Origin of the sequence: Paenibacillus sp. FSL K6-1558 (assembly GCF_038002565.1) — a bacterium.
Lineage (GTDB): Bacteria > Bacillota > Bacilli > Paenibacillales > Paenibacillaceae > Paenibacillus > Paenibacillus polysaccharolyticus.
Genome location: NZ_JBBOCV010000001.1, coordinates 2926225 through 2948289 on the forward strand (window position 1 = coordinate 2926225; position 22065 = coordinate 2948289).

Sequence of the window (22065 nt, forward strand, 5' to 3'; positions counted from 1 at the left end):
CAAGCTACTTGTATCACGTACCTAATTAATGCCTATGACACGTGCTGACGCAAAACTGTAGATATTAACGTTCTACGGATTCAGCAGGCGTACCAGTTCGTCCTCATCTTCGATGGTCGGAATACCGAGATCACGAGCCTTCGTTAATTTGCTGCCTGCCTTCTCTCCAGCTATGACAAGATCTGTTTTTTTCGATACACTCCCCGTGACCTTCGCACCAAGCGCTTCAAGTCTCTGCGTTGCTTCTTCACGTGTCAATTGATGCAGTGTTCCTGTAAGCACGACCGTTTTACCACTAAAGAAAGAATCCTCCACCACAACCGCTGGCGCTTCTGGTGCCTGTGCTTTCACACCCAAATTCAGCATTTTCTCAATAGCAGCCTGTGTGAACGGATCGGCAAAGAAATTCACGATGCTCTCCGCAACAATCCCACCTACATCGGGGAGTTCAACCAGTTCCTCTACGGTAGCATTCATGATGGCATGCAGATCACGGTAATGATCGGCGAGCATACGCGTGGTGGATTTTCCAGTGTTGGGGATACCCAAGGAATACAGGAACGAAGCCAGGTCCCGGTCTTTACTCTGCTCGAGCGCAGTAAGAAGGTTATTCGCTTTCTTTTCGCCAAATCGCTCCAGCTTCACGAGATCATCGAACTGCAATGTATATAGATCAGCTGGTTCACGCACATTCAATTCATCATATAGCTGAATCGCTGTTTTCTCACTGAAGGTCTCAATGTCCATGGCATCTCTGGAGGCAAAATGAGAGATCCGAGCAACCGTCTGCGGTTTGCATGCCAGCTTGTTATTGCAGAACAAGTGCGCTCCGCGTTGCTCTAACGGGAATCCACATGCCGGGCATTGCTCTGGATAGATGATCTCTTCTCCGTCATTCTCCTCAGTCACTTTGCCGAGAATCTCAGGAATAACATCATTGGAACGACGAATAAAGACACGTGAACCCAGCGCAAATTTCAGATTTTTACGTTCAATATCACCCACATTGTTCAGGGTGCAGTTCTGCACGGTCACTCCAGCGAGTTCAACGGCTTCTACCCGCGCCAGCGGCGTCACTTTACCCGTCCTGCCAACATTCCACACGACTTCGTTCAGTACGGTTGTTGTCTCTTCCGCTTCGAACTTATAGGCAACTGCCCAGCGCGGGAACTTATCCGTGTAGCCTAACACTTCACGAGTTCGCATGTCCGTGAGCTTAATGACCGCTCCATCAATCAGGTAATCCAGTTGCCCCCGATTTTCCTGAATTGCTTCGAGTTGCTCCATAACGTCATCGAATTCTTGGAAATAGGTGAGTGACGGATTAACTTTAAAACGGTTCTCACGCAAGAAGTCCATCATTTCCTGATGGTTGGCAAACTGGATATCATCCGAGTATCCAATGTTATAAAAATAAGCATTCAACCGACGCTCAGCTGTCGTTTTCGGATTCAGGTTACGCAGCGCTCCTGCGGCTGCATTCCGTGCATTTTTGAGCGGCTCGGCAGCCGTTTCATTATATCGATTCAGTACAGAAAGATTCATAATGCCCTCGCCCTGCACTTCAATCGTACCTCCGGTATACGGAATTTTGAGCGGAACAGATTTGATGGTTTTCACTTGTGCCAAAATGCCTTCGCCCACCGTTCCGTTTCCGCGCGTAGAAGCCTGCACCAACTCACCGTTGGTATAGGTCAGGTTCAAGGTCAGTCCATCAAACTTCAGCTCAATGACATAACCCGGTTCAGGCAACGGATTATCCGGGTTTTTGCTGTTATAGTCATTCACCAGCTTTAATACACGTGTATTCCAATTGCGAAGCTGTTCAATGTTCTGTGCTTTGTCCAAACTCCATAATGGGGATAAATGACGATGCGGGGTAAATCCCTTGAGCAGTTCGCCCCCTACACGTTGTGTGGGAGAATCCGGCAATACCATACCGCTCTCCTGCTCCAGCGTAACCAGTTCATCGTATAGAAGGTCATACTCCTTATCACTGATCTGCGGCTGATCCATCGTGTAGTACTGATAGTTGTGCTGGTTCAGCTCGGTAACGAGTTGCTCCATCCGGTGCATCGGGTCCATATTGGGCCATCCCTCCGTATATTTAATATATGTAGAACGAACATGCCTATTGTAATCGAGAGACATGGCAGAATCGATGGTCATGTCAGTCCAGTATCATACAATAGGCCGTTTATTCTTATTCCACTTTGGTAATCGGGGCAAATCCAGCGAGTAGACGTTTCACGCCGACTGGAGCCGGGAATGCAATCTGCAGTTCGGTATCATTACCGCTACCTTTGACTGCAACGATGGTACCTGTCCCCCATTTGCCGTGTTGCACTTTGTCGCCTGCCTTAAATCCTGCCGCACTTTCGGATGAGGCCGATTTTGAAGCCGATGTTGGTGCCGCAAAGGTGGGACGAGATGTACTCGTAGTTACCCGGGACGTTGGCCCAGATGAAGCTGTTGCGGATGAACCACTTCGGCTTTGATGCTCAAACAGCTTGGATGCACTCGCGGCACCGCCGAAATTGCTTCCACCACTGGAGCCTAAACCACGTCCTCCATATGAACCTCCGCCTGTGCTGGTTCCTCGGCGGTAACGGTCGCGTGCAATGGAAGTATCTTCTTTAAGCTCATCCGGGATTTCATCCAAGAAACGGGATGGCGGATTGGCTGTTGTACGTCCAAACAAGGTCCGCATCTGTGCACACGAGAGGAATAACTGTTCCTCAGCCCGTGTAATCCCCACGTAAGCCAGACGACGTTCCTCCTCCAGCTCTTCATTATCCATAAAAGCACGGCTGTGAGGGAAGACCCCTTCCTCCATACCTACGATAAAGACAACCGGGAATTCCAGACCTTTGGCACTGTGCATCGTCATCAACGTGACCGCATCGCTCTGATCCTCTTCGTCATCGTTCATGCTGTCGATGTCTGCAATGAGTGCCAGATCGGTGAGAAACGAAACGAGCGTTTTGTCTTCATTATTTTTCTCAAACTCCATCGTTACCGACAGGAACTCTTCGATATTCTCCAGTCTTGCGCGAGATTCAATGGTGTTTTCCTTCTGCATCTCGTCACGATACTGGCTCATCTCCAGAATCTTCTCGGTCAATTCAGTCACGGACAGATATTCAACCATCTGGTGCAGAGCTGCGATCATATCATAGAACTCCACCAGTGCATTACGCGTGCGGCCAGCGAAACCGAGATCATCAACCACTTGCAGTACACGGAAAATGGAAACCCCGCGCTCTCCAGCGGCTGCAGCCAGCTTGGCTACTGTCGTATCCCCGATGCTGCGCTTCGGCACATTAATAATCCGGGTCAAACTGATATCATCATCCGGGTTGGACAACAGGCGCAGATAAGCCAAAATGTCCTTGATCTCTTTCCGATCATAGAACTTGATGCCGCCGACAATCTGATACGGGATATCAGACTTGATCAAAATTTCCTCAATAACCCGGGACTGAGCATTGGTACGGTACAGAATCGCATGTTGCTGATAGGATTTGCCGTTTTTCACATTTTTACTAATCTCGGAGGTTACAAAATACCCCTCATCATGCTCGGAATCGGCACGGTATACCTTGATCTTCGAGCCGCCTTCTTTATCCGTCCACAGCTTCTTCGGTTTACGGCCCGTATTCAGGCCGATGACTTCATTCGCCGCATTCAGGATGTTGGAAGTCGAACGATAATTCTGCTCGAGCAGGATCGTCTGTGCTTCCGGGTAATCTTTTTCAAAGTTAAGGATGTTGGTAATATCCGCCCCACGCCAGCGATAGATCGACTGGTCACTATCCCCTACGACGCAGATACGGTGGTGGCTGTCAGCCAGCATACGGCACAACATGTACTGTGCACGGTTCGTATCCTGATATTCATCGACATGAATGTATTGGAATTTCTTTTGGTAAAAATCGAGCACTTCCGGCACTTCTTTGAACAGTTGAATGGTTGCCATGATCAGGTCGTCGAAGTCGAGTGAGTTGTTGGCTCTGAGACGTTTCTGGTACATCGTATATACCTTGGCTACAATGCCTTCAAAATAGTCGCCCGCCTGTTTCTCGTATTGCTCTGGACTGATCAGTTCATTTTTGGCCGTGCTCATCATCGCCTGAACAGCTTTGGGTTCGAACTTTTTTGTATCGATGTTCTGATCTTTCATACAGCTACGAATAACGGATAACTGGTCGGATGAGTCCAAAATACTAAAGTTGGATGTAAAACCGATCCGTTCAATATCACGGCGCAAGATGCGCACACACATGGAGTGAAACGTGGATACCCAAATATCGCGGCCCTGAGATCCGCCTACCAGTTGGGATACCCGATCCTGCATCTCCCGAGCAGCTTTATTCGTAAACGTAATCGCCAAAATGCCCCACGGGGGTGCTTTCCGTGTTGCGATCAGATAGGCAATCCGGTGTGTCAGCACCCGGGTTTTGCCCGAGCCCGCGCCAGCCATAATAAGCAATGGCCCATCCGTTGCCTCAACAGCTTGCCGCTGAGGAGTGTTCAGCCGTGCTACGGCGTCATGTATATTTACAGGTTGCATATGCATGCTCCTTTCATTAATTGGTCGTATAAGTGGGTCCTGCGGTTACACTTGTCACTCCGATGACAGAATAAGCTTTCAATCGCTGTTATTCCCGGATTTTTTAAACTATTTTCTAAAGGTGAATATCCGGTAATAAAGGCGAACGCTTATGCTTCCGATGCAGCTTTCTTTCAGAAAGCTTTTAGCTCCGCTTCTCCAGCTTATTTCTGTCCTCTCCGTTCGCGTGTAAACATAGTCGCCATATACTTTGTGGGTAGGTAAAAACACCAAGAAAACTGTATTAAATCTTCAGTTTGTTTAACGGGAGTCTTCGTTTCTTCAGATTACTCCTGTACTCTCCGTTCCTGTGTAAACATAAATCATAATGCACATGGGCGGAAGGAGATTTAGGCACCTGAAAGCAATATTACTTAAATGAAATGAAATCAATAAAGGGACAAAGATCTATTTTAACAGATTCTAAAGGGGATGTGGGGGAATGGTAAACTAAACCGGTCAGGTGTTACTTCGATCGCCTTTCACAGCTTGTACCGTTTCCAATGCTTGGCTCAAATGGCTGTACACAATATTCCCAACAACAATGGTATCCGCAACTTGGGCAGCTTGTCTTGCTTTCTCTGCTGTATCAATTCCACCGCCATAAATGAGATGTGATCGCTCCAATTGTCTATGTGTCTCGCCAACCAGCTCCATATCCCCGAAAGTTCCGCTGTACTCCATATATATAATGGGCAGGTTCAGTAACCGTTCTCCAGCTTGAGCGTAAGCAACCGCAGCCTCTGTCGTCAGTTCCGTATCTGCTCCGGTTAACCTCGCCACAGTCGAGTCCGAATGAAGCACAATATACCCCTCGGTAATCAGCAAATCCCAAGGAATTAAATAGCCATAACGCTCGATAGCCTGCTGGTGCTGTCCAATAATCCATCTGCTGTCCGTTGTGTTCAGCACCATCGGGATCAGATACCCGTCAAACCCAGGCACAACTGCCTCCAGATCGGATACTTCCAACACACAGGGCAGTTCATAGCGACGCACCCGGGACATCAGATCTACCGTATTATCATACGTAATACCTGATGATCCACCCACGATAATCGCATCCGTTCCAGACATGCATACCTGATCCAATGCCTCATCGGTAATTTCCCTGTCGGGGTCGAGCTTAAATACGTGTCTCCACTGCTTAATCATGTCTATCAACGAACATTCCTCCAGAGGTTCTTCTGCATCCTAAAAAGCTTGTAAACTAAGTCTAAGTCAGCAGACAGTAGGTGTCAATGTTCGTATAAAAGGCGAACAGAAAAAAAACACAGACTTTTTTGCTGTTTCCATCCCTAAAAAGTCTATGTCTTAAAATTTGATTCTCTTACAAATGTTTTTTAGCATATACTGAGTCTCTTCTGGGTCTTGAATGATTTAAGGTTTCCAAGCAAACCTTGTATTCATTTCTTCCATTTCCTGCTCTGTCAGGACATCGGAGTACACCCCATACACACCCCATTTTTCATAATTGGCCACCTGCTGGGTATCATTAATGGTATGCACATAGGTGACTGCCCCAGCCTTTTTCAGCTTAGCGACAAAGTTCTGGTTTACTTTATATTCCGGCATCGTTACAGCATCAATATCGTTATTTTGCACAAAATCAACAACTTGGCTCTCTGTATCTTGTGTAGCGTATAACGTGTAGATAATGGACGGGAAGTTGTAAACCTCCTTTACTTTTTCAAGCATAGGTTCATTATAAATCTGTACCACGACTCGGCTTAGAGCTGACGAATCATGTTTCTTCGCTGCATTGACCAATGATCGAAGCACTTGCTGGATATCTTCGTCCTTCTGCTCTTTGGTATCCGTTACAATATACATATCCGGGTACTTGGATAACACTTTCATAATTCCATCGGCATCCATTGGCTGGTACATGCCAAGAATCGGTGTGTTCATGAATTCATCGTGTGTAAGCGCCCCGGCCTGTTTATGCTCTGGCAACTCTTCATCCTGTCCCAGCATTTTGCTCATGTTAGCCGTCCACTCATGTCTGGCTACAGCTACGCGATCCGAAGTTAGCATGAAGTCTATTTCGAATACCCGTGTACCTTTTTCATAATTGGCAATCATCGCTTCATACGCGTTGGTGTAAGGCTGTTCCCGAATACTGCCCATCGCATGGGCGATTAATCGATAGTTTGCAAATCCATCACGTTGCTCCTCACTTTGACTGTCATGTGCCCAAAAGAGTGTACCCACAGTAACGAGCAACAGTATCAAAACGGCGGCAATACGTTTCATATCATTTACACATCCTTTGCAGACGTATTAGTCAAAGTAGTTTACAAGTATCACAAATTAATTATTGCTGTTCACTTACTATTAACGACGGTACATGTTGTGTAACATTACTTTTTGGTAACTAACTACCCGAATCAAGCAGGGGCAAAACAAAAAAGCCGCCCTGAGGCGACTTTCAATGGTGTGAGACAAGGATCAGATAAGGGAAGCCAGAGAGATCATTCAATTCATCTGTCGCTATCTGGTGCCCCTTCTCGTATCTACATGAAAACTCAATATGCATTTTTCAAACCATTGCGAATGGTTTCCCATATAATTTTAATATCAAATAATAAAGACCAGTTTTCAATATAAAAAATATCCTGTTCAATCCGATCCTCAATAGAGGTATCTCCTCGTAATCCCTTACTCTGGGCTAATCCTGTTATGCCTGGGCGAACATGATGTTTAATCATATACTTAGGAATTTCATCTCGAAACTGATTTACATAATATGGTCTTTCCGGCCTCGGACCCACTACACTCATATGACCTAACAATACATTGAAAAATTGTGGCAACTCATCTAAACTCGTACGCCTTATAAACGTTCCGAAGGCGGTACGACGTGGATCATTTTGAGTTGACCATCCTATATCTTCCAAACCTTCAGGCATCGCCTTCATAGAACGGAACTTATACATCATGAAGTTACGTCTGTTAAGCCCAACACGCTCCTGTTTAAAGATAACCGGCCCTGCCGAGGTCAAACGCACCCCCAACGCTACAATGAGCATAATAGGAGATGTGAAGATGATTGCCGCGAGCGAAAACACAATATCAAACGCACGTTTCATAAGACGATTAATGGTAATATCGAGCGGAATGTCACGCACATTAATCATCGGCATACCTGCAAAGTTATCAAAGTGAGGCCGTGCCGGCAGATAATCAAAGAAATCAGGAATAATCAGTGTGCGCACTCCAGCCTTCTCACACACATTGATAATATGCGAATATTTATCATGTGCATCCAGCGGCAAAGCCAGAATAACCTCATCTACATAGTGCGTAGACAAAAATTCTTCCAGTTCATCGATTTTCCCTAAAATCGGGCTGTATCTCTTTTGTTCCACTTGATCCCAATGTCGGTAATCATCCAGAAATCCCGTAACTTCATACCCGAGTTCAGGATAACTTTTGAGATTGTCATAGAAACGTTTCCCAAGTGAACCTGCCCCAAGGATCAGCACAAACTGACGGTTAAAGCCTTTTTTACGCAAGTGTTTTAATTGCAACTTCACCATATAACGATACATCAACGTGAAAGACACGTTACCGATCATATACATCGCAAGATATGCGCGCGAGATATTTACTTCTTTGAAAAAGAACATCAGACTCATCAGCATGAAGAAGGCTATGCCGTGAGATTGGATGATTTTCCAAAGTTCATCTACAAAACGCTTTTTGCGTTTAGGCACATAAAGTGAAGATAACAAACCTGCGAATATAGCAAGTACCGCATATACTAGGCTCCACATCAAATACTTTTCTATAGGTAGCGGGCTCTGGTTTATCAAGAGATCACTTTCAAATTTCAACCACCATGCGAGCAAAAAAGAAAGCTGGATAACACCAAAGTCAGATGCGATATACAATTGAGTTAAAAACCGTTGATTACGCCGAATCATGATTTCACCTCGGATGATACTTCGTTTTCCGTTCTCGTCGGTGTAACAGTTCTCTTCGAACGAGAAGGCAGAGATACCCAGTTACGCAGGAGGGATAACGTAAACTTTAAAGATATGCCCATCCATACGGCTCCGTTCATCAGTGGATTATATTTCTTTGCGTAGTGCTTGCGGTGGAACACCCACATTGCTCTATGAAACTCATACGTGATTTTCAAAGGTTTGCGACGGGCACTACCGCCTTTATAATGCACAATATATGTACGCGGATAGTAATAAATGCCCCACCCTGCCTCTTTGATACGATAACACCAGTCGATATCTTCACCATACATAAAAAACGTCTCGTCCAATCCACCAATCTGCTCAATGGTCTCACGACGTACCAACATAAATGCACCAACCAGACAATCTACTGGATATTCATCGTCTGGACTAAGATGCCCCAATTGATATTGATTAAACTTCGGTTGATCCGGGAAAAGCCGTGAAAGCCCAAACGCGTAGTAGAATGACGCAGATGGTGTGGGAAATCCTCTTTTGCAGGCTTTATCCAGTGAGCCGTCAGGAAGAATAACTTTACAACCGGAGGCCCCCATTTCGGGATGGCGATCCATAAAATAGACCATCGTATGGAGCGTATCTGGCTGAACGACCGTGTCAGAATTTAGGAGCAGAATGTAGCGTCCGCCGGCAATGTCCATTCCTTGATTATTGGCTACAGCAAAGCCGGTGTTGGCAGAGTTCGCGATCATCCGCACATTCGGATAAGCATGTTGAATAGCCCCAACCGAATCATCCCGTGAAGCATTATCTACGACGATAACCTCATATTGGTAAGAGGTCTGAGACGCATAAACTGATGCCAAACAATCCAGTGTCAGTTGACGTGTATTGTAGTTAACGATGATGATGCTAACGTCAACCTTATCATTTTTATTTATATGTGATACTTCGCTTAGTGAAGCATCGGTTGTATGAATCATTTTGAAAACTCCTGACTTCGTCTCATGTTTAACTATTGAAAGTATAGCATATGTTGGCATCAGAAGGGACTAAAAGTAGATTCAAGTTACAACTTCAAACCTTCTTCATTACATATATGAGTTTGAGAACAAGGTTATCCAGAGAGGCTTGACGGTAGAATGGCATATCCAGGACATAACTGATTCTATAATGCAAACTACGATCCCTCTGAAACAAAAAATGTTGTATGTCTTCTTGCTGTTGTGTAGATAACTGATCCTTATATATCTCAAAAAATGCACTTGCCTGTTTACTTAAAATAAAATGATTCTTTCCATTCATAAAACGATTCCATCTGTTCTTCCATTTTGTAAATAGTTTATCATTGCTGCCACCAAGGACATTCCCTTGATGCTGCCGATACAATATCATTGGCTCCTTATCGAAGATTACCTCACCAAAAGAGGCAACGAAAAGATATATCCACCAATCATGCATAATGATACTTGTTGGATCGGAGGGGAGATTCATTCTGAGATGCTCGAATGTAACTGAATTCAGAACCATGGTACAACCCACACAACAATTTTCGACCAAAGCATTGCACATACTGAGCGGTTTCGGAGGAAGCTGAGGCCATATGTTTAAATGATTCAACTCTTGATCCACCATTTGAGTAGAAGAACAATACATCAGAGGAATATCAGACGGCCTTGATTGAAGTTGTTCCACAGCCCTGCTGAGTTTGAAAGGCTGCCACACATCGTCCTGATCACAAAAGGCATAAAAATCATATTTCGGCTGCGTTAAACGCATCAGTTCAAAGAAGCTTCCGATTACACCTACATTCTCACCTTCAAAAATATGGAATCCGATCTCCTGGGGAATAGATTCAGCAAATTTACGGATTTTCAGGAGAGTTCCATCGGAAGAGCCATCATCCCGGATGTAAATATCCATCTCGATGTGGCGTTGTGCAATCAAACTTTCAAGTTGTTCCTCAATATACTTTGCACCGTTATATGTAGAAAGCATGACACATACTTTAGATTGGTTCACTCTGCACCTCAGATTTAAACTTTTCTTTTTATTATATACGAAAACTCCCGCCCGGAAATACAAGAGCGAGAGTTCATTATTGAGTACTAGATTTGTTTTGGTTATGACATAGAACGGATAAAATCACGTAAACCTTCCCGCCACGGGCGGAGATCCGTTAAACCGTTAGTACGAATCGACAAGTGATCCATTACTGAATTAACAGGTCTAGGAGCTGGCCTTGGAAACTGCTCTGTTGTGCAAGGTTCCAATTCAGCTTGAATGGAAACCCCGACAACAGTTTGAGCCTCCTCAAATATAGCTTGGGTAAACTCATACCAGGTACAATCTCCACAGTTAGAAGCGTGATATATCCCATACTTCTCTGTTCCCATTAGTTCGATAAGGAACAAAGCCAAGTCCACAGTATATGTGGGCGAACCTTTTTGATCATGAACAACCTGAAGTTTCGGTTTCTCCTGACCCAGCTTCAACATGGTTTTGACGAAATTATTACCGTGAAGGCCATACACCCAAGATGTTCGTACTACAAACCATTTAGAGCACAATGATTGTACCAGCCACTCTCCGGCTCGTTTGGATTTGCCATATACGCTTCGAGGATTCGTATCATCGTATTCCTGATAAGGAGTCGTCGACTGACCATCAAAAACGTAATCTGTACTGATATAAATCAGCTTGGCTCCGACTTTCTCTGCAGCTACAGCCACGTTACGTGTGCCTACTGCATTCACCTTATATGCACCATCCGTATCGGTCTCTGCTGCATCCACCGCAGTATACGCTGCACAATGTATAATGACTTCTGGATGATATGAAGATATAACCTCGTTACATTGAGCTTGATTGGTTATATCCATCTGGTCCCGATCACAAGCGAGAATGTCATGCCCCTCTTTTTCTAAAAGAAGCACAACATCCCGTCCAAGCTGGCCACTTGCACCTGTTACGAGAACCTTCATGCCTTATCGTCTCCTAAACGAGCTCCGTACTGCTTCTCATAGTACTCCTGATAGGCACCAGATTGAATACGAGTCCACCAATCCTTGTTATCCAAATACCACTGAATTGTTTCCTTAATTCCTGTCTCGAAGTTATGCTTAGGCTTCCAGCCAAGCTCGGTCATCGTTTTGGTTGGGTCGATGCCATAACGCCGGTCATGTCCCAGACGATCCTGTACATATTGGATTAGAGACTCAGGTTTTCCTAGCTGCTCCAAGATAGTCTTCACAATGTGTATGTTCGTCCGCTCGTTGTTACCGCCAATATTATAGACTTCACCATTACATCCCTTGTGAATAACAAGATCAATCGCACTGCAATGATCCTCCACATAAAGCCAATCCCGAATGTTCAAGCCATCTCCGTATACAGGCAGAGCTTCATCATTCAGCGCACGTGAGATCATAAGCGGAATGAGCTTCTCCGGGAACTGAAGCGGACCATAGTTGTTAGAGCAACGCGTAATATTTACAGGCAAACCAAAGGTTTCGTGGTAAGCACGCACCAGCATATCTCCTCCTGCTTTGGAGGCAGAGTAAGGGCTGTTAGGTTGAAGAGGAGTATCCTCTGTAAACAAACCGGTTGGACCTAAAGATCCATACACCTCATCCGTCGATACTTGAACAAATTTGGTGATATTGTGTTTTTTAGCCGCTTCAAGCAGTGCCTGGGTTCCATTCACATTCGTACGCACAAAAACATCCGGTTCCAGTATGCTGCGATCCACGTGTGATTCTGCTGCAAAGTTAACCACTACATCTACACCCTGGCCAATCAAACGATCCATCTGGGCAGCATCCGTAATATCTGCTTTGATAAAGGTATGTCGCTTGTTACCCTCAAGAGATTTTAAATTCTCCAAATTACCCGCATAGGTAAGTGCATCTACATTGACGATTTCATAGTCCGGGTACTGCTCAAGCATATACATAACAAAATTACTTCCAATAAATCCGGCGCCGCCGGTAACGAGCAGTTTCATGAATGGGAACCTCCTAATTACTTCACTTCAAAATTAAAATTGATCTCCGCGTCCTTCAGCAATGGATGCCTCTGATCCTTGTCGGACAAGACCGGATTGGACGTAGGCCAATCAATTCCTAGTGCCGGGTCACTCCATAATATGCCGCGATCATGCTCCGGGGAATAGTATTCGTCTACTTTGTACAAGACTTGGGTGTCTGGAACCAAAGTACAAAAACCGTGAGCAAACCCTTTTGGAACGAGTAGTTGGCGGTGGTTGTGTTCGCTGAGAATAAAGCCTTGCCATTGACCAAACGTTGGGGACCCTTTACGAATATCTACGATAACATCGTAGATCGCGCCGGAAATAACACGAATCAGCTTGGTTTGAGCTTTGGGATTAAGCTGATAGTGCAAGCCACGAAGTACCCCGGGTTGAGCAGACAAAGATTGGTTATCTTGGATAAAATCATAGTGAAGCCCGTTTTGTTTCATGACGTTATCGTTATAACTTTCCATGAAAAAGCCCCGATGATCACCGTGAACTACGGGTTCAAATAGAAAAGCTCCTTCTAATTTTAAGGAGGTTGTCTTCATCATGCCGCTCCTTCCTTTTAAAGTTTTAATTTACCATACTCATCTCCAAATTGAATATCTTGTGATAATTCGTTTGCTTTAGCTAGAGAAGCATGAGTCCCAGCGTCGGTCCACCAGCCCTGCAAAATATCGAAAGTCAATTGGTTATTTTGAATATAAGCGTTATTAACATCCGTGATTTCTAGTTCACCTCGAGCGGATGGCTTTAAGGTATCGATAATCTGAAACACTTTACTATCAAACATATATATGCCAGTCACCGCGTAATTGCTTTTAGGTTTTTGCGGCTTCTCTTCTATGGATACAATACGCTTACCTTCAATCTCTGGAACCCCAAAACGTTGCGGATCAGAGACTTCTTGGATCAAGATTTTCGCTCCTGTACCTTGTAATCTAAAATTCTCAACGTATGGGGATATATCATCAGAAAATACATTATCCCCCAAAATCACAGTCATTTGATCATTACCTACAAAGTGTTTGGCAAGATTCAGGGCTTGAGCGATTCCTCCAGCCTCATCTTGAACTTTATATGTAAAGGTAACTCCCATGTCACTACCACTACCAAGCAGGTTTACAACATCCCCCATATGGTCTTTGCCAGTAACGATTAGAATATCCTTAATACCAGATTTTTTAAGCTTATGCACAGAGTGAAAGATCATAGGATACTTCCCCACAGGAAGGAGATGTTTGTTAGTAACCTTTGTTAGGGGATATAAGCGCGAGCCAGTCCCTCCTGCTAAAATAATACCTTTCATATTGACCTCCTGTGAATTTTTTTTATATTTTCACAAATTATCTCTACCGTCTTCAATGACAATTCGGGATATATTGGTAAAGTAAGAACTTTATCGCTAATTGCCTTTGCATAAGGTAAATCAAATCCACTAAATTCCCCTTGAAAGCAATCATAATCCGTAGCAAGAGGAAAAAAATACTTCCTTGTAAAAATATTGTTTTTTTCAAGCAATTCTTTAACTGTATCTCTTGATGCTCCAAATAGTATTGGATCAAAAAGTACTGGAAAATAGGAATAATTATACTCAGTATTATCTGAGCTATAATTTAGTAATTGTATCCCTGGAATATCTTGAAGAAGATTAACATACGTATCCGTTATTAATTTCCTTTTATTTATATTAGTTTCAACATACTTTAAATTAACGAGCCCCATTGCAGCTTGAAATTCATTCATTTTTGCATTATAGCCAACCATTTCAACTGATTCAGGACCACTAATACCAAAATTTTTTAAAAGATTAATTTTCTTTTTATAATTAATATCTTTATAAACTAACACCCCTCCCTCAATTGAATGGAATAGTTTAGTCGCATGAAGGCTAAACATAGATAAGTCTCCATGAGAGGCGATTGATTTTCCATCTAATTTAACTCCGAAAGCATGCGCAGCATCATATATGACTTTCAAGTTATGCTTCTTTGATATCTTCTCAATCTCATATACATTACAAGGGGTGCCAAAAACATGTACTGGTAAGATCGCCACTGTATTTTTATTTATTAATTTTTCAATTTTAGAAACATCGATATTATAGTCATCTTTGTCTACGTCACAAAAAACCGGCTTTAAACCACAATTTACTATAGCATGTATGGTCGAAGCAAATGTAAACGGCGTAGTAATAACCTCACCTTTCAAATCTAATGTTTTTAATCCTGTTTCCAAAGCAAGGTGCCCATTGACTAAAAGACTTATATTTTCAACTTCACAATAATCAATCAATTTTTCCTCAAATTCTTGATGTAACACTCCATTATTTGTGATCCAAGAATTATTCCAGAGCCGTTCTATTTCTGATGTAAACTCTGAAAACGGGGGCATAAAAGTTCTTGTTACATTTACAGGCGAATCTAGCCTTTTTAATTCATACATTGATATATGGCCTCCCTCTAAAAATAATATTTTCGCCTGTTCTCTCTCATTCGTAGTTCTAAAACTTCAACTTCTCAGCTTAAGCGTAAAATAGAATTATCCATTTCCCTAAAAAACATGTGATATTAATTGAGATTAGATTCCATTGGCCAAAATGTCTAATACTAATTCTAAAGTAATAATTGACCTCCTCTTTATCGTGTTAACCATCCTGAATCAGGCTATGATTCTGCTCAATTTTATTTCACTTTGGCTTTTCCGTTGCTTTTTTTGAGGTTGTTTATCTAAAAATGAGGTTCAGGTGATGGGATCGAATAAAATATAAAACTTTTTCTTATATTCCCAAAATTCATATTTTATTCCGAAATAATTGTATCTTATTCAGTTAGCATATTATAGGTTTAGCTCAATCTCAGAAATGACTTAAAACTCATTTATCCATTTCTCTGGCTGCTACTGAAATAACTGTAGTCGAATCATAAACATCTTTAACAACAATTGCCCCTAGACCGACTTTACTATTTTTACCTATTGAAATTTTTTCCTTAATTGAGGCTCCTGCACCTATAAGTGTTAGTTCGCCAATATTTACATTACCTGATATAATAGCACTTGGATTTATAGTACAAAAATCACCTATGGTTACATCATGACCTATATTACAAGAACGATTTAACAATATAAAATTCCCTAAATTAATATTTACCGTCATATTAACACCTGAACATATCACGTTCCCAAATCCCATTTTATTATTTATACTCTGAGATAAATTAGCAAGAGGATGTATTAAATTAGGAAAAACTATATTTGATACTTTCATATCTTCTATATTCTTTCTAATTTTCTTCTTTGAAAACGGATCTGCTAGTCCGATGACAACTCCCATAAAAGGGAAATCACGGCATAAAAATTGAAATTCATCGTTTGTACAAACTATTTCTACTTCCTCAATTTTCTTTCCAACCTCAGATTTATCATTTGTAATAAATCCTATGAGATTGTAGATTGTCTGATACATTAATCCGTTAATTTCATCTATTAAAGCTTTAATTTCTTTAGCACACCCTCCAGTACCAAATATAACTATGGGTAGGCCAGTCCATGAATTCATCATTTTTTTCGTCCTTGCTTCCCGAAAAGCTTTTTTAGTTTAGAATACAAATTAGGGTCTTTTTGTATTTTTCTTTTTGCACTGTCTAAAATAACTTGCTGAGTAGATTTCTCGAAAACATCTACAATATCAAGAGAACCACTCATCTCGAAAAAATCCTTATCACGGAAATTGAATTTTTCTTCTAAAATCCTTCTCGTTGTCTCATTGTTAAGCAACTTACTTAATTTTTTCAGACCAATTAAATTATAGATTGGTTTTATGTCACCTGAGATCTCTCTAAAATATGCAAAAGCTTTTTCACATTCTAATTCATCACTTGTATATATTTTAGAACTTTTATCTTTCAAAAACCCATCTATAAAATCTTCATCTGAGATCCCATTAAAAAAATCATCCATTATGATAAAAAGTTCATTTTTGTTTCTGATAATATTTTTATAAGTTACAGAGCTAGTATTCATTTCATTAGATAGTATTCTAAAATAGACTAACTTTTCCTCCATTACATGGATATTATATTTTTTTATCACATTTATCCACATTGAAAAGTCTGGAAGTTGTCTAAAACTTGGATCATACATACCTATTTCTGAATAAATGGAACGTTTGATTAAAAGGGATGGGTGACAAAAACAATTTAGTTTATAGAATAGTTGGTGTAGCCACTCTCCAGAAGATTTATTAGACTGAGTAAAAGCGTCTGCCCAAAAATAGTCACTTTTCTTTAATATATTATTTAACTCATCAATAAAGTAAGCATCGGTAAAGACACATGACACTTGTGGATTATTCTCCAAGTACTTCATTTGTTTTTCAAGTTTATTTTGTTCCCAATAGTCATCTGAATTCAATAAAGCAACGTAATCAGAGTCTGAAGATAAGACCCCATAGTTAAGAGTATCAACAGCACCTTGGTTAGTTTGAAAACAAAAAGATTTAATTCTTTCATCCTTATATGACTGGATAATTTCATTCGAGTTATCAGAAGAAGCGTCGTCCACAATTATTAATTCAAAATTTTTGTAAGTCTGATTTAGAACACTATCGATAGCTTGCTTTAAAAATTTAGAATGATTGTAGGAAGGTATTATAACTGATACTTTAAGATCCTTATTCAAAAATACACACCCGCTTATTTATAGAATTTCGGTGGAATAACCAACTTGAGAAAATGAATAAAAATCGGAGGAATATATTTTTTTATTATATTCTTCACACTTTCCTTATTTTTAATATCTAACGGCCCTTCAATAATGGAAATTCTTTCCACCAACCTATTCTTGTGTAATTTAAATTCCTCATGATACAATTTTTCTAAGAAGTAGTCATAATCATCAATTAATTTAATAGTTTCATTTAATTTTTCAACCTCATCTTTTTGACTCCATGTGCCATTAGGATGCAAGCGATACACGGACATTACTTCCGGTAGATAAGCTATTAGCCCTTCTTGGGAAACAACAATATTTGTCATCCAGTCGTAAACTGTAAGCTCATAAAGTGATTCTTTAATCATTTTTATATTTTTAGTTCTGTAAACACAAGTAGAAAAATTACCAATAAAATTGTCCAAAACCAGTTCCGATGTATTAATTAATTGAAAACTTTTATCCCAACTCCACGGCTGAACCTTATGCCTTTTCTTTTTCATATCATGAACAACAAATTGATTGAACGTCAGTACGCAGGCTTTATTTGATTCTAAGAAATCAACATGTTTTTGTAATCTTTGGGGATCGGTCCAGTAATCATCTCCTTCTAAAACAGCCAAATATTCACCATCACATGCAGCAAATCCTCTTTTATAATTAAGTGTAATTCCTAAATTGTCCTGTTCAGGTAGGATTTTAAAGAGTTCTGGATACTCATTGGCATATTCAGCTATGATATTGTTTGTTTGATCAGTTGAACAGTCATCTGCAACTATTATTTCATAATTGAAATTAGTTTTTTGCTCAAGGATACTTTCAATTGCTTGCTGAATATACTTCTCATGGTTATATGTTACCAATAGAACACTACAAATAATTTTCTTATCATACATCTCATCTTCTCCTTAATTTACCTATAAATTTATATAATCTATTCGATAATCTCACTATTCTAGTATTCATTTTTTCTTTCAAAATATTATTCTCATTCTTCAAACCATCGTTTAATTCTAAAATAATTTCCATATTTTTGTGCAATTCCTTCAATTCCGATTCAAGCTTCATCGTTTTTTCTTTTGTATCCTCTTTTTCAAATTCCAATCGTTTCTCCAATTCATTAATTAACTCTTCATATTCATACTTTTGTGTTTTCAACTTTTTCTTATATTCTTTGTTTCTTAATATAATTTTTTTGAAAATTGTATTTTTTTTAGCTTCAGTCTTTTTAATTTCTAGGAGTTGGTCAACTATATCATTAGAAATATACAAATCATCTTTTATATATTGAATAATTAATTTTATTCTTCTTATGGGATTAACCTTTGATTCAAAAATAATCTGAGGGTCATCTCCCAAAAAAATAAATTGGTCTTTCAATCTAAAAAATGAGTTGGTTTGAACATTATAATTATTCAACCTATTCCCTGCTTGATCATATAATCCTACCTCTAACAGTTTTATGATACATCCTTTTGGTGAAGGATCGATTCTTACCTGACTAGAATAGGAAACTAAATCTAGATCAACTTCGTATATAGACTGTAATCTGTTTAACACCATAGAATAACTGTCACTCTCGTTAAAACCATCATTTGCATTCCAATAAATTTGCAAATGTAAGTCTCTAAGATTACTTTGTTCTTCTTGAACTTCTCCAACTTTTTGTGAACACATGAAATTAATGGTTTCTTCGAAATGTTTTAATTTTGCTTCATCTTCTTTAGTCATTGTTCTAGTTAAATCTTTAATTAGACTTGGAAGTTTTTGAATTTTTCTTTCGAAACCATTCTTGCCATATATAATAAAGTTTCTTACTGAATGTTTATCATCAAAATCTTTAAAAAAAAGATTTTCATTATAATATTGGTTTATGGCCTTCCAATAAGAAGAGGCTTTAGAATGCAACCCAGATTTAAATTCCAATTGCATTAGCCTTTCGAAAAGTAAACTAGATGAATGTTTGAAATTTACTGAGTTTCCGGCAAAGTTATTAATAGTGTTTAAAATTTCAGTTATGTCTGGCAATCCATTTTCACGATGTTCTTTACTCCATAAAATCTCACCATCATATAAGAAATCAAAAAAGCAACCTAATCTCTCTTCTAATTCTTCTACTCCATGATTTGTAAAAGGAGCTGAAATTATAAAGCCGTATTTAGATACTCGTTCTATCTCATTCAAAAAAGCTTCCCTTTTATTCTTTGGAATATGCTCTAAAACATCTAAACCTATTACAAAATCAAATTCACAATCTGAAAAATCCAAATTAGTTGCATCGCCTTCAATGAATGAAGGATCTTCAAGAAGTTCTGGCGCCAAAATCAAATCAAGAAATTTAATTTCTTTTTTCTTTAAAAATTTTTCTAAATTCTTATGTTCATTGGCTCCTACTTCAAGAATCTTGAGCTTCTCATCTTCCAAATTCAATCCATTAAAAATAACTTCAACCATTTTATATCTTTGATACTGATGAAATGGAACCAACTTTAACCACCACCTAATTAATTTTTTTTATATTCACTTCATTAGGTACATATAATTTATTCCATATTTTATAAGGCTCTCTTTCTCTCATTTCAAAAATATATGAATTCTCTGTGTAGTCAACAAATACAGAGGTTCTATTTTTCACTACTGATGTTGATAAAACAGTAGATAAATTATATCTTCCTTCTACTAATGGTAATCTAGTTATGAATTCCACAATTATTTTTTGTCCTTTTTCTCCAGAAATTTCACCAATTTCTTCAATAAGTGTGTTACTACCTAAATATTCGATATTTTGTTTATCTCTTATATGGTATCCCACAGAAATCTGACATTTTTCATTGAATCTTATGTGCATTCTAACTTTAATCCTGTCATTAAAATCTGCATTATAAAGGAGATTGTTTCTCTCATCTAACAGTTCTAACTCTGTCAGAACTGCCTCCTTTGTCCCTTGTCTAAAATCCTTTACTTTCTCTTCGAAAGCTAAATTTTCTTTGAAGGGAATATCATCTTCTAATTTCAAGTTACTTAATGGAAAAGTTTTATCCTCTGAATTATCGCTCTTTTCCAGGCTAATGTTCATTTGTTCGCGTACATACTTAGCATACATATCTACTACATTTTCAGCTTCACCATAAGCTTCAATAGTGCCATTTTTTAAATACAAGGCCTTATTACATAAGGATTTTATAGAATTTAAATCATGACTTACATATAAAACTGTCACGCCTGTATGAAAGAGCTCTTTCATTTTAGTTACACACTTTGCCTGGAAATACATATCCCCTACACTCAATGCCTCATCTACTATTAAGATATCTGGCTGAACATTTATTGCAACGGAGAAAGCAAGTCTAGCAAACATGCCACTACTGTAAGTTTTAACGGGCTGATAGATATAATCTCCGAGTTCTGCAAAAGAAAGAATACTATCCAGCTTTGCAGTTATTTCTTCTCTATTAAATCCCATCATTAGTCCATTGAGGTAAATATTCTCAATCCCAGTGTACTCTAGATTAAAACCCGCCCCTAGCTCAAGTAAAGCCGCAACTCTACCCTTCACTTCAATTTCACCACCAGAAGGTGTGAGCACTCCAGTAATTATTTTCAACAGAGTGGACTTCCCAGATCCATTTTCTCCTATGATCCCTACAATCTCACCTTTATTAATTGTTAAATCTATCTCGTGTAGGGCATGATGCTCTGAATGCAGAATTTTATTGCGATGAAGCAAAGATTCTTTTAATCTGTCTACAGGAGACTTATATAGTTTATATACTTTACTAATTTTTTCAGCCCTTATCGCTGTAAGATCCATAATCAGATACCCACCTCACAAAAATTAAAGTACATCAGACAAGTGTGGTTTAAGCTTTTTAAAAACTCTATTTGAAATAAAAAAATTCACAGTTATCACACAAAAGAAGTATAATGAGAGTTTATATTTTTCAAAAAACCATATTTTATTTATCATAGAATCCCGAAACCCTTCCACTATATAGTAAAAAGGATTCAACTTAAATATAAAAATCCAATTGTCTGATAGAACCTCTACCGACCAAAGAATTGGAGTTAACCACATACCAAATTGTAACAAAATTGAAATCACATAAGTAAAGTCTTTAAAAAATGGAGTTATCGCCGCTGTTAGCCACGAAATACTTGAGATTAATATAACACTACATAAAGTATAATATATTATCTGAAGAGAATAATAAGTTATTGGGTAGTTATAAAATAAAAAAAACACGAACATGATAATTAGGAAAAACAAATGTACGAAAAAAGCAGATATAATTTTGATTAGAGGCAATAGTTCAATTTTAAATACAACCTTTTTCACCAAATAGTTATACTCTATGTAACTACTAGCAGATGTTGTAACAGCCTCAGAGAAATAAAACCAAGGTATTATACCAGCTACAAACCATAGAATAAAGGGAGCATCGAGTTCAGCAGGTCCACTAACTTTTAATCCCTTCTCAAATACAAACCAATAAACAAGTATCGTAACTAACGGCTGGAGCAATGCCCATAAAAGACCAAAATAAGACCCTGCATATTTTGACTTGAAATCATTTAAAGCAAGGTTCTTGGTCATGAAATATAATTTCTTGATATTACCAATACTAATTTTTTTCACCATTTCTATCCCCTAATTCTCTTAATCTTTGAATTACAAAAAAAACTCCATGTATGACTATGATAGTTTTTAGTTTGAACTCCATTTATGGCAAACTGATAAAAATAGTTTTGCATAAAGTTATCTCTCCTAGCTCACT

General features: G+C 39.4%; 18 protein-coding genes. All 18 read right to left on the reverse strand.

Annotation, left to right across the window (positions count from 1 at the left end):
• Window positions 1–72: 72 nt before the first annotated feature.
• On the reverse strand, window positions 73–2085 hold the full coding sequence (ligA, locus tag MHI38_RS12740; RefSeq protein ID WP_154985929.1) for an NAD-dependent DNA ligase LigA: 2013 nt from the start codon (window positions 2083–2085) through the stop codon (window positions 73–75).
• A gap of 118 nt (window positions 2086–2203) precedes the next feature.
• Complete coding sequence (pcrA, locus tag MHI38_RS12745; RefSeq protein WP_154891258.1) at window positions 2204–4573, reverse strand: DNA helicase PcrA; 2370 nt, start codon at window positions 4571–4573, stop codon at window positions 2204–2206.
• Window positions 4574–5071: 498 nt separating this feature from the next.
• Window positions 5072–5776, reverse strand: a complete 705-nt coding sequence (locus tag MHI38_RS12750) for a heptaprenylglyceryl phosphate synthase (protein ID WP_154891259.1) — start codon at window positions 5774–5776, stop codon at window positions 5072–5074.
• A 216-nt stretch (window positions 5777–5992) separates the two neighbouring features.
• Window positions 5993–6868, reverse strand: a complete 876-nt coding sequence (locus tag MHI38_RS12755; RefSeq protein WP_154891260.1) for a phosphatidylinositol-specific phospholipase C/glycerophosphodiester phosphodiesterase family protein — start codon at window positions 6866–6868, stop codon at window positions 5993–5995.
• Window positions 6869–7140: 272 nt separating this feature from the next.
• Window positions 7141–8541 carry an undecaprenyl-phosphate glucose phosphotransferase gene (locus tag MHI38_RS12760; RefSeq protein WP_253500552.1) on the reverse strand — a complete coding sequence of 467 codons (1401 nt, stop codon included), beginning with the start codon at window positions 8539–8541 and terminating at the stop codon, window positions 7141–7143.
• The gene (locus MHI38_RS12765) at window positions 8538–9527 is read right to left on the reverse strand and encodes a glycosyltransferase family 2 protein (RefSeq protein WP_154891262.1); all 990 of its coding nucleotides are present in this window, start codon (window positions 9525–9527) and stop codon (window positions 8538–8540) included. Before MHI38_RS12765 ends, MHI38_RS12760 begins: the two co-directional genes overlap by 4 nt.
• A gap of 94 nt (window positions 9528–9621) precedes the next feature.
• Window positions 9622–10542, reverse strand: a complete 921-nt coding sequence (locus MHI38_RS12770; protein WP_341181289.1) for a glycosyltransferase family 2 protein — start codon at window positions 10540–10542, stop codon at window positions 9622–9624.
• A 125-nt stretch (window positions 10543–10667) separates the two neighbouring features.
• On the reverse strand, window positions 10668–11528 hold the full coding sequence (gene rfbD, locus MHI38_RS12775; protein WP_154891263.1) for a dTDP-4-dehydrorhamnose reductase: 861 nt from the start codon (window positions 11526–11528) through the stop codon (window positions 10668–10670).
• Window positions 11525–12550, reverse strand: coding sequence for a dTDP-glucose 4,6-dehydratase (rfbB, locus tag MHI38_RS12780; protein WP_154891264.1), 1026 nt, complete (start codon window positions 12548–12550; stop codon window positions 11525–11527). Before rfbB ends, rfbD begins: the two co-directional genes overlap by 4 nt.
• Before the next feature lie 17 nt (window positions 12551–12567).
• Window positions 12568–13128, reverse strand: coding sequence for a dTDP-4-dehydrorhamnose 3,5-epimerase (gene rfbC, locus MHI38_RS12785; RefSeq protein ID WP_341181290.1), 561 nt, complete (start codon window positions 13126–13128; stop codon window positions 12568–12570).
• Between the two features lie 17 nt (window positions 13129–13145).
• Window positions 13146–13889, reverse strand: coding sequence for a sugar phosphate nucleotidyltransferase (locus MHI38_RS12790; protein WP_341181291.1), 744 nt, complete (start codon window positions 13887–13889; stop codon window positions 13146–13148).
• A complete protein-coding gene (locus tag MHI38_RS12795) occupies window positions 13886–15025 on the reverse strand; it encodes an aminotransferase class I/II-fold pyridoxal phosphate-dependent enzyme (RefSeq protein ID WP_154891266.1) in 1140 nt (379 codons plus the stop codon). The genes MHI38_RS12790 and MHI38_RS12795 overlap by 4 nt, the downstream gene beginning before the upstream one ends.
• Before the next feature lie 430 nt (window positions 15026–15455).
• On the reverse strand, window positions 15456–16139 hold the full coding sequence (locus MHI38_RS12800) for an acetyltransferase (protein WP_186809789.1): 684 nt from the start codon (window positions 16137–16139) through the stop codon (window positions 15456–15458).
• Window positions 16139–17260 carry a glycosyltransferase gene (locus tag MHI38_RS12805; protein WP_186809790.1) on the reverse strand — a complete coding sequence of 374 codons (1122 nt, stop codon included), beginning with the start codon at window positions 17258–17260 and terminating at the stop codon, window positions 16139–16141. Before MHI38_RS12805 ends, MHI38_RS12800 begins: the two co-directional genes overlap by 1 nt.
• Window positions 17261–17274: 14 nt before the next feature.
• Window positions 17275–18186, reverse strand: coding sequence for a glycosyltransferase (locus MHI38_RS12810; protein WP_154891269.1), 912 nt, complete (start codon window positions 18184–18186; stop codon window positions 17275–17277).
• 1 nt (window position 18187) lies between these two features.
• Entirely contained in the window at window positions 18188–19777 is a 1590-nt protein-coding gene (locus tag MHI38_RS12815; protein WP_154891270.1) for a methyltransferase domain-containing protein, read from the reverse strand.
• Between the two features lie 13 nt (window positions 19778–19790).
• Window positions 19791–21101, reverse strand: coding sequence for an ATP-binding cassette domain-containing protein (locus tag MHI38_RS12820; protein WP_154891271.1), 1311 nt, complete (start codon window positions 21099–21101; stop codon window positions 19791–19793).
• A 24-nt stretch (window positions 21102–21125) separates the two neighbouring features.
• Complete coding sequence (locus tag MHI38_RS12825) at window positions 21126–21926, reverse strand: ABC transporter permease (protein WP_186809791.1); 801 nt, start codon at window positions 21924–21926, stop codon at window positions 21126–21128.
• Between the last annotated feature and the right edge of the window lie 139 nt (window positions 21927–22065).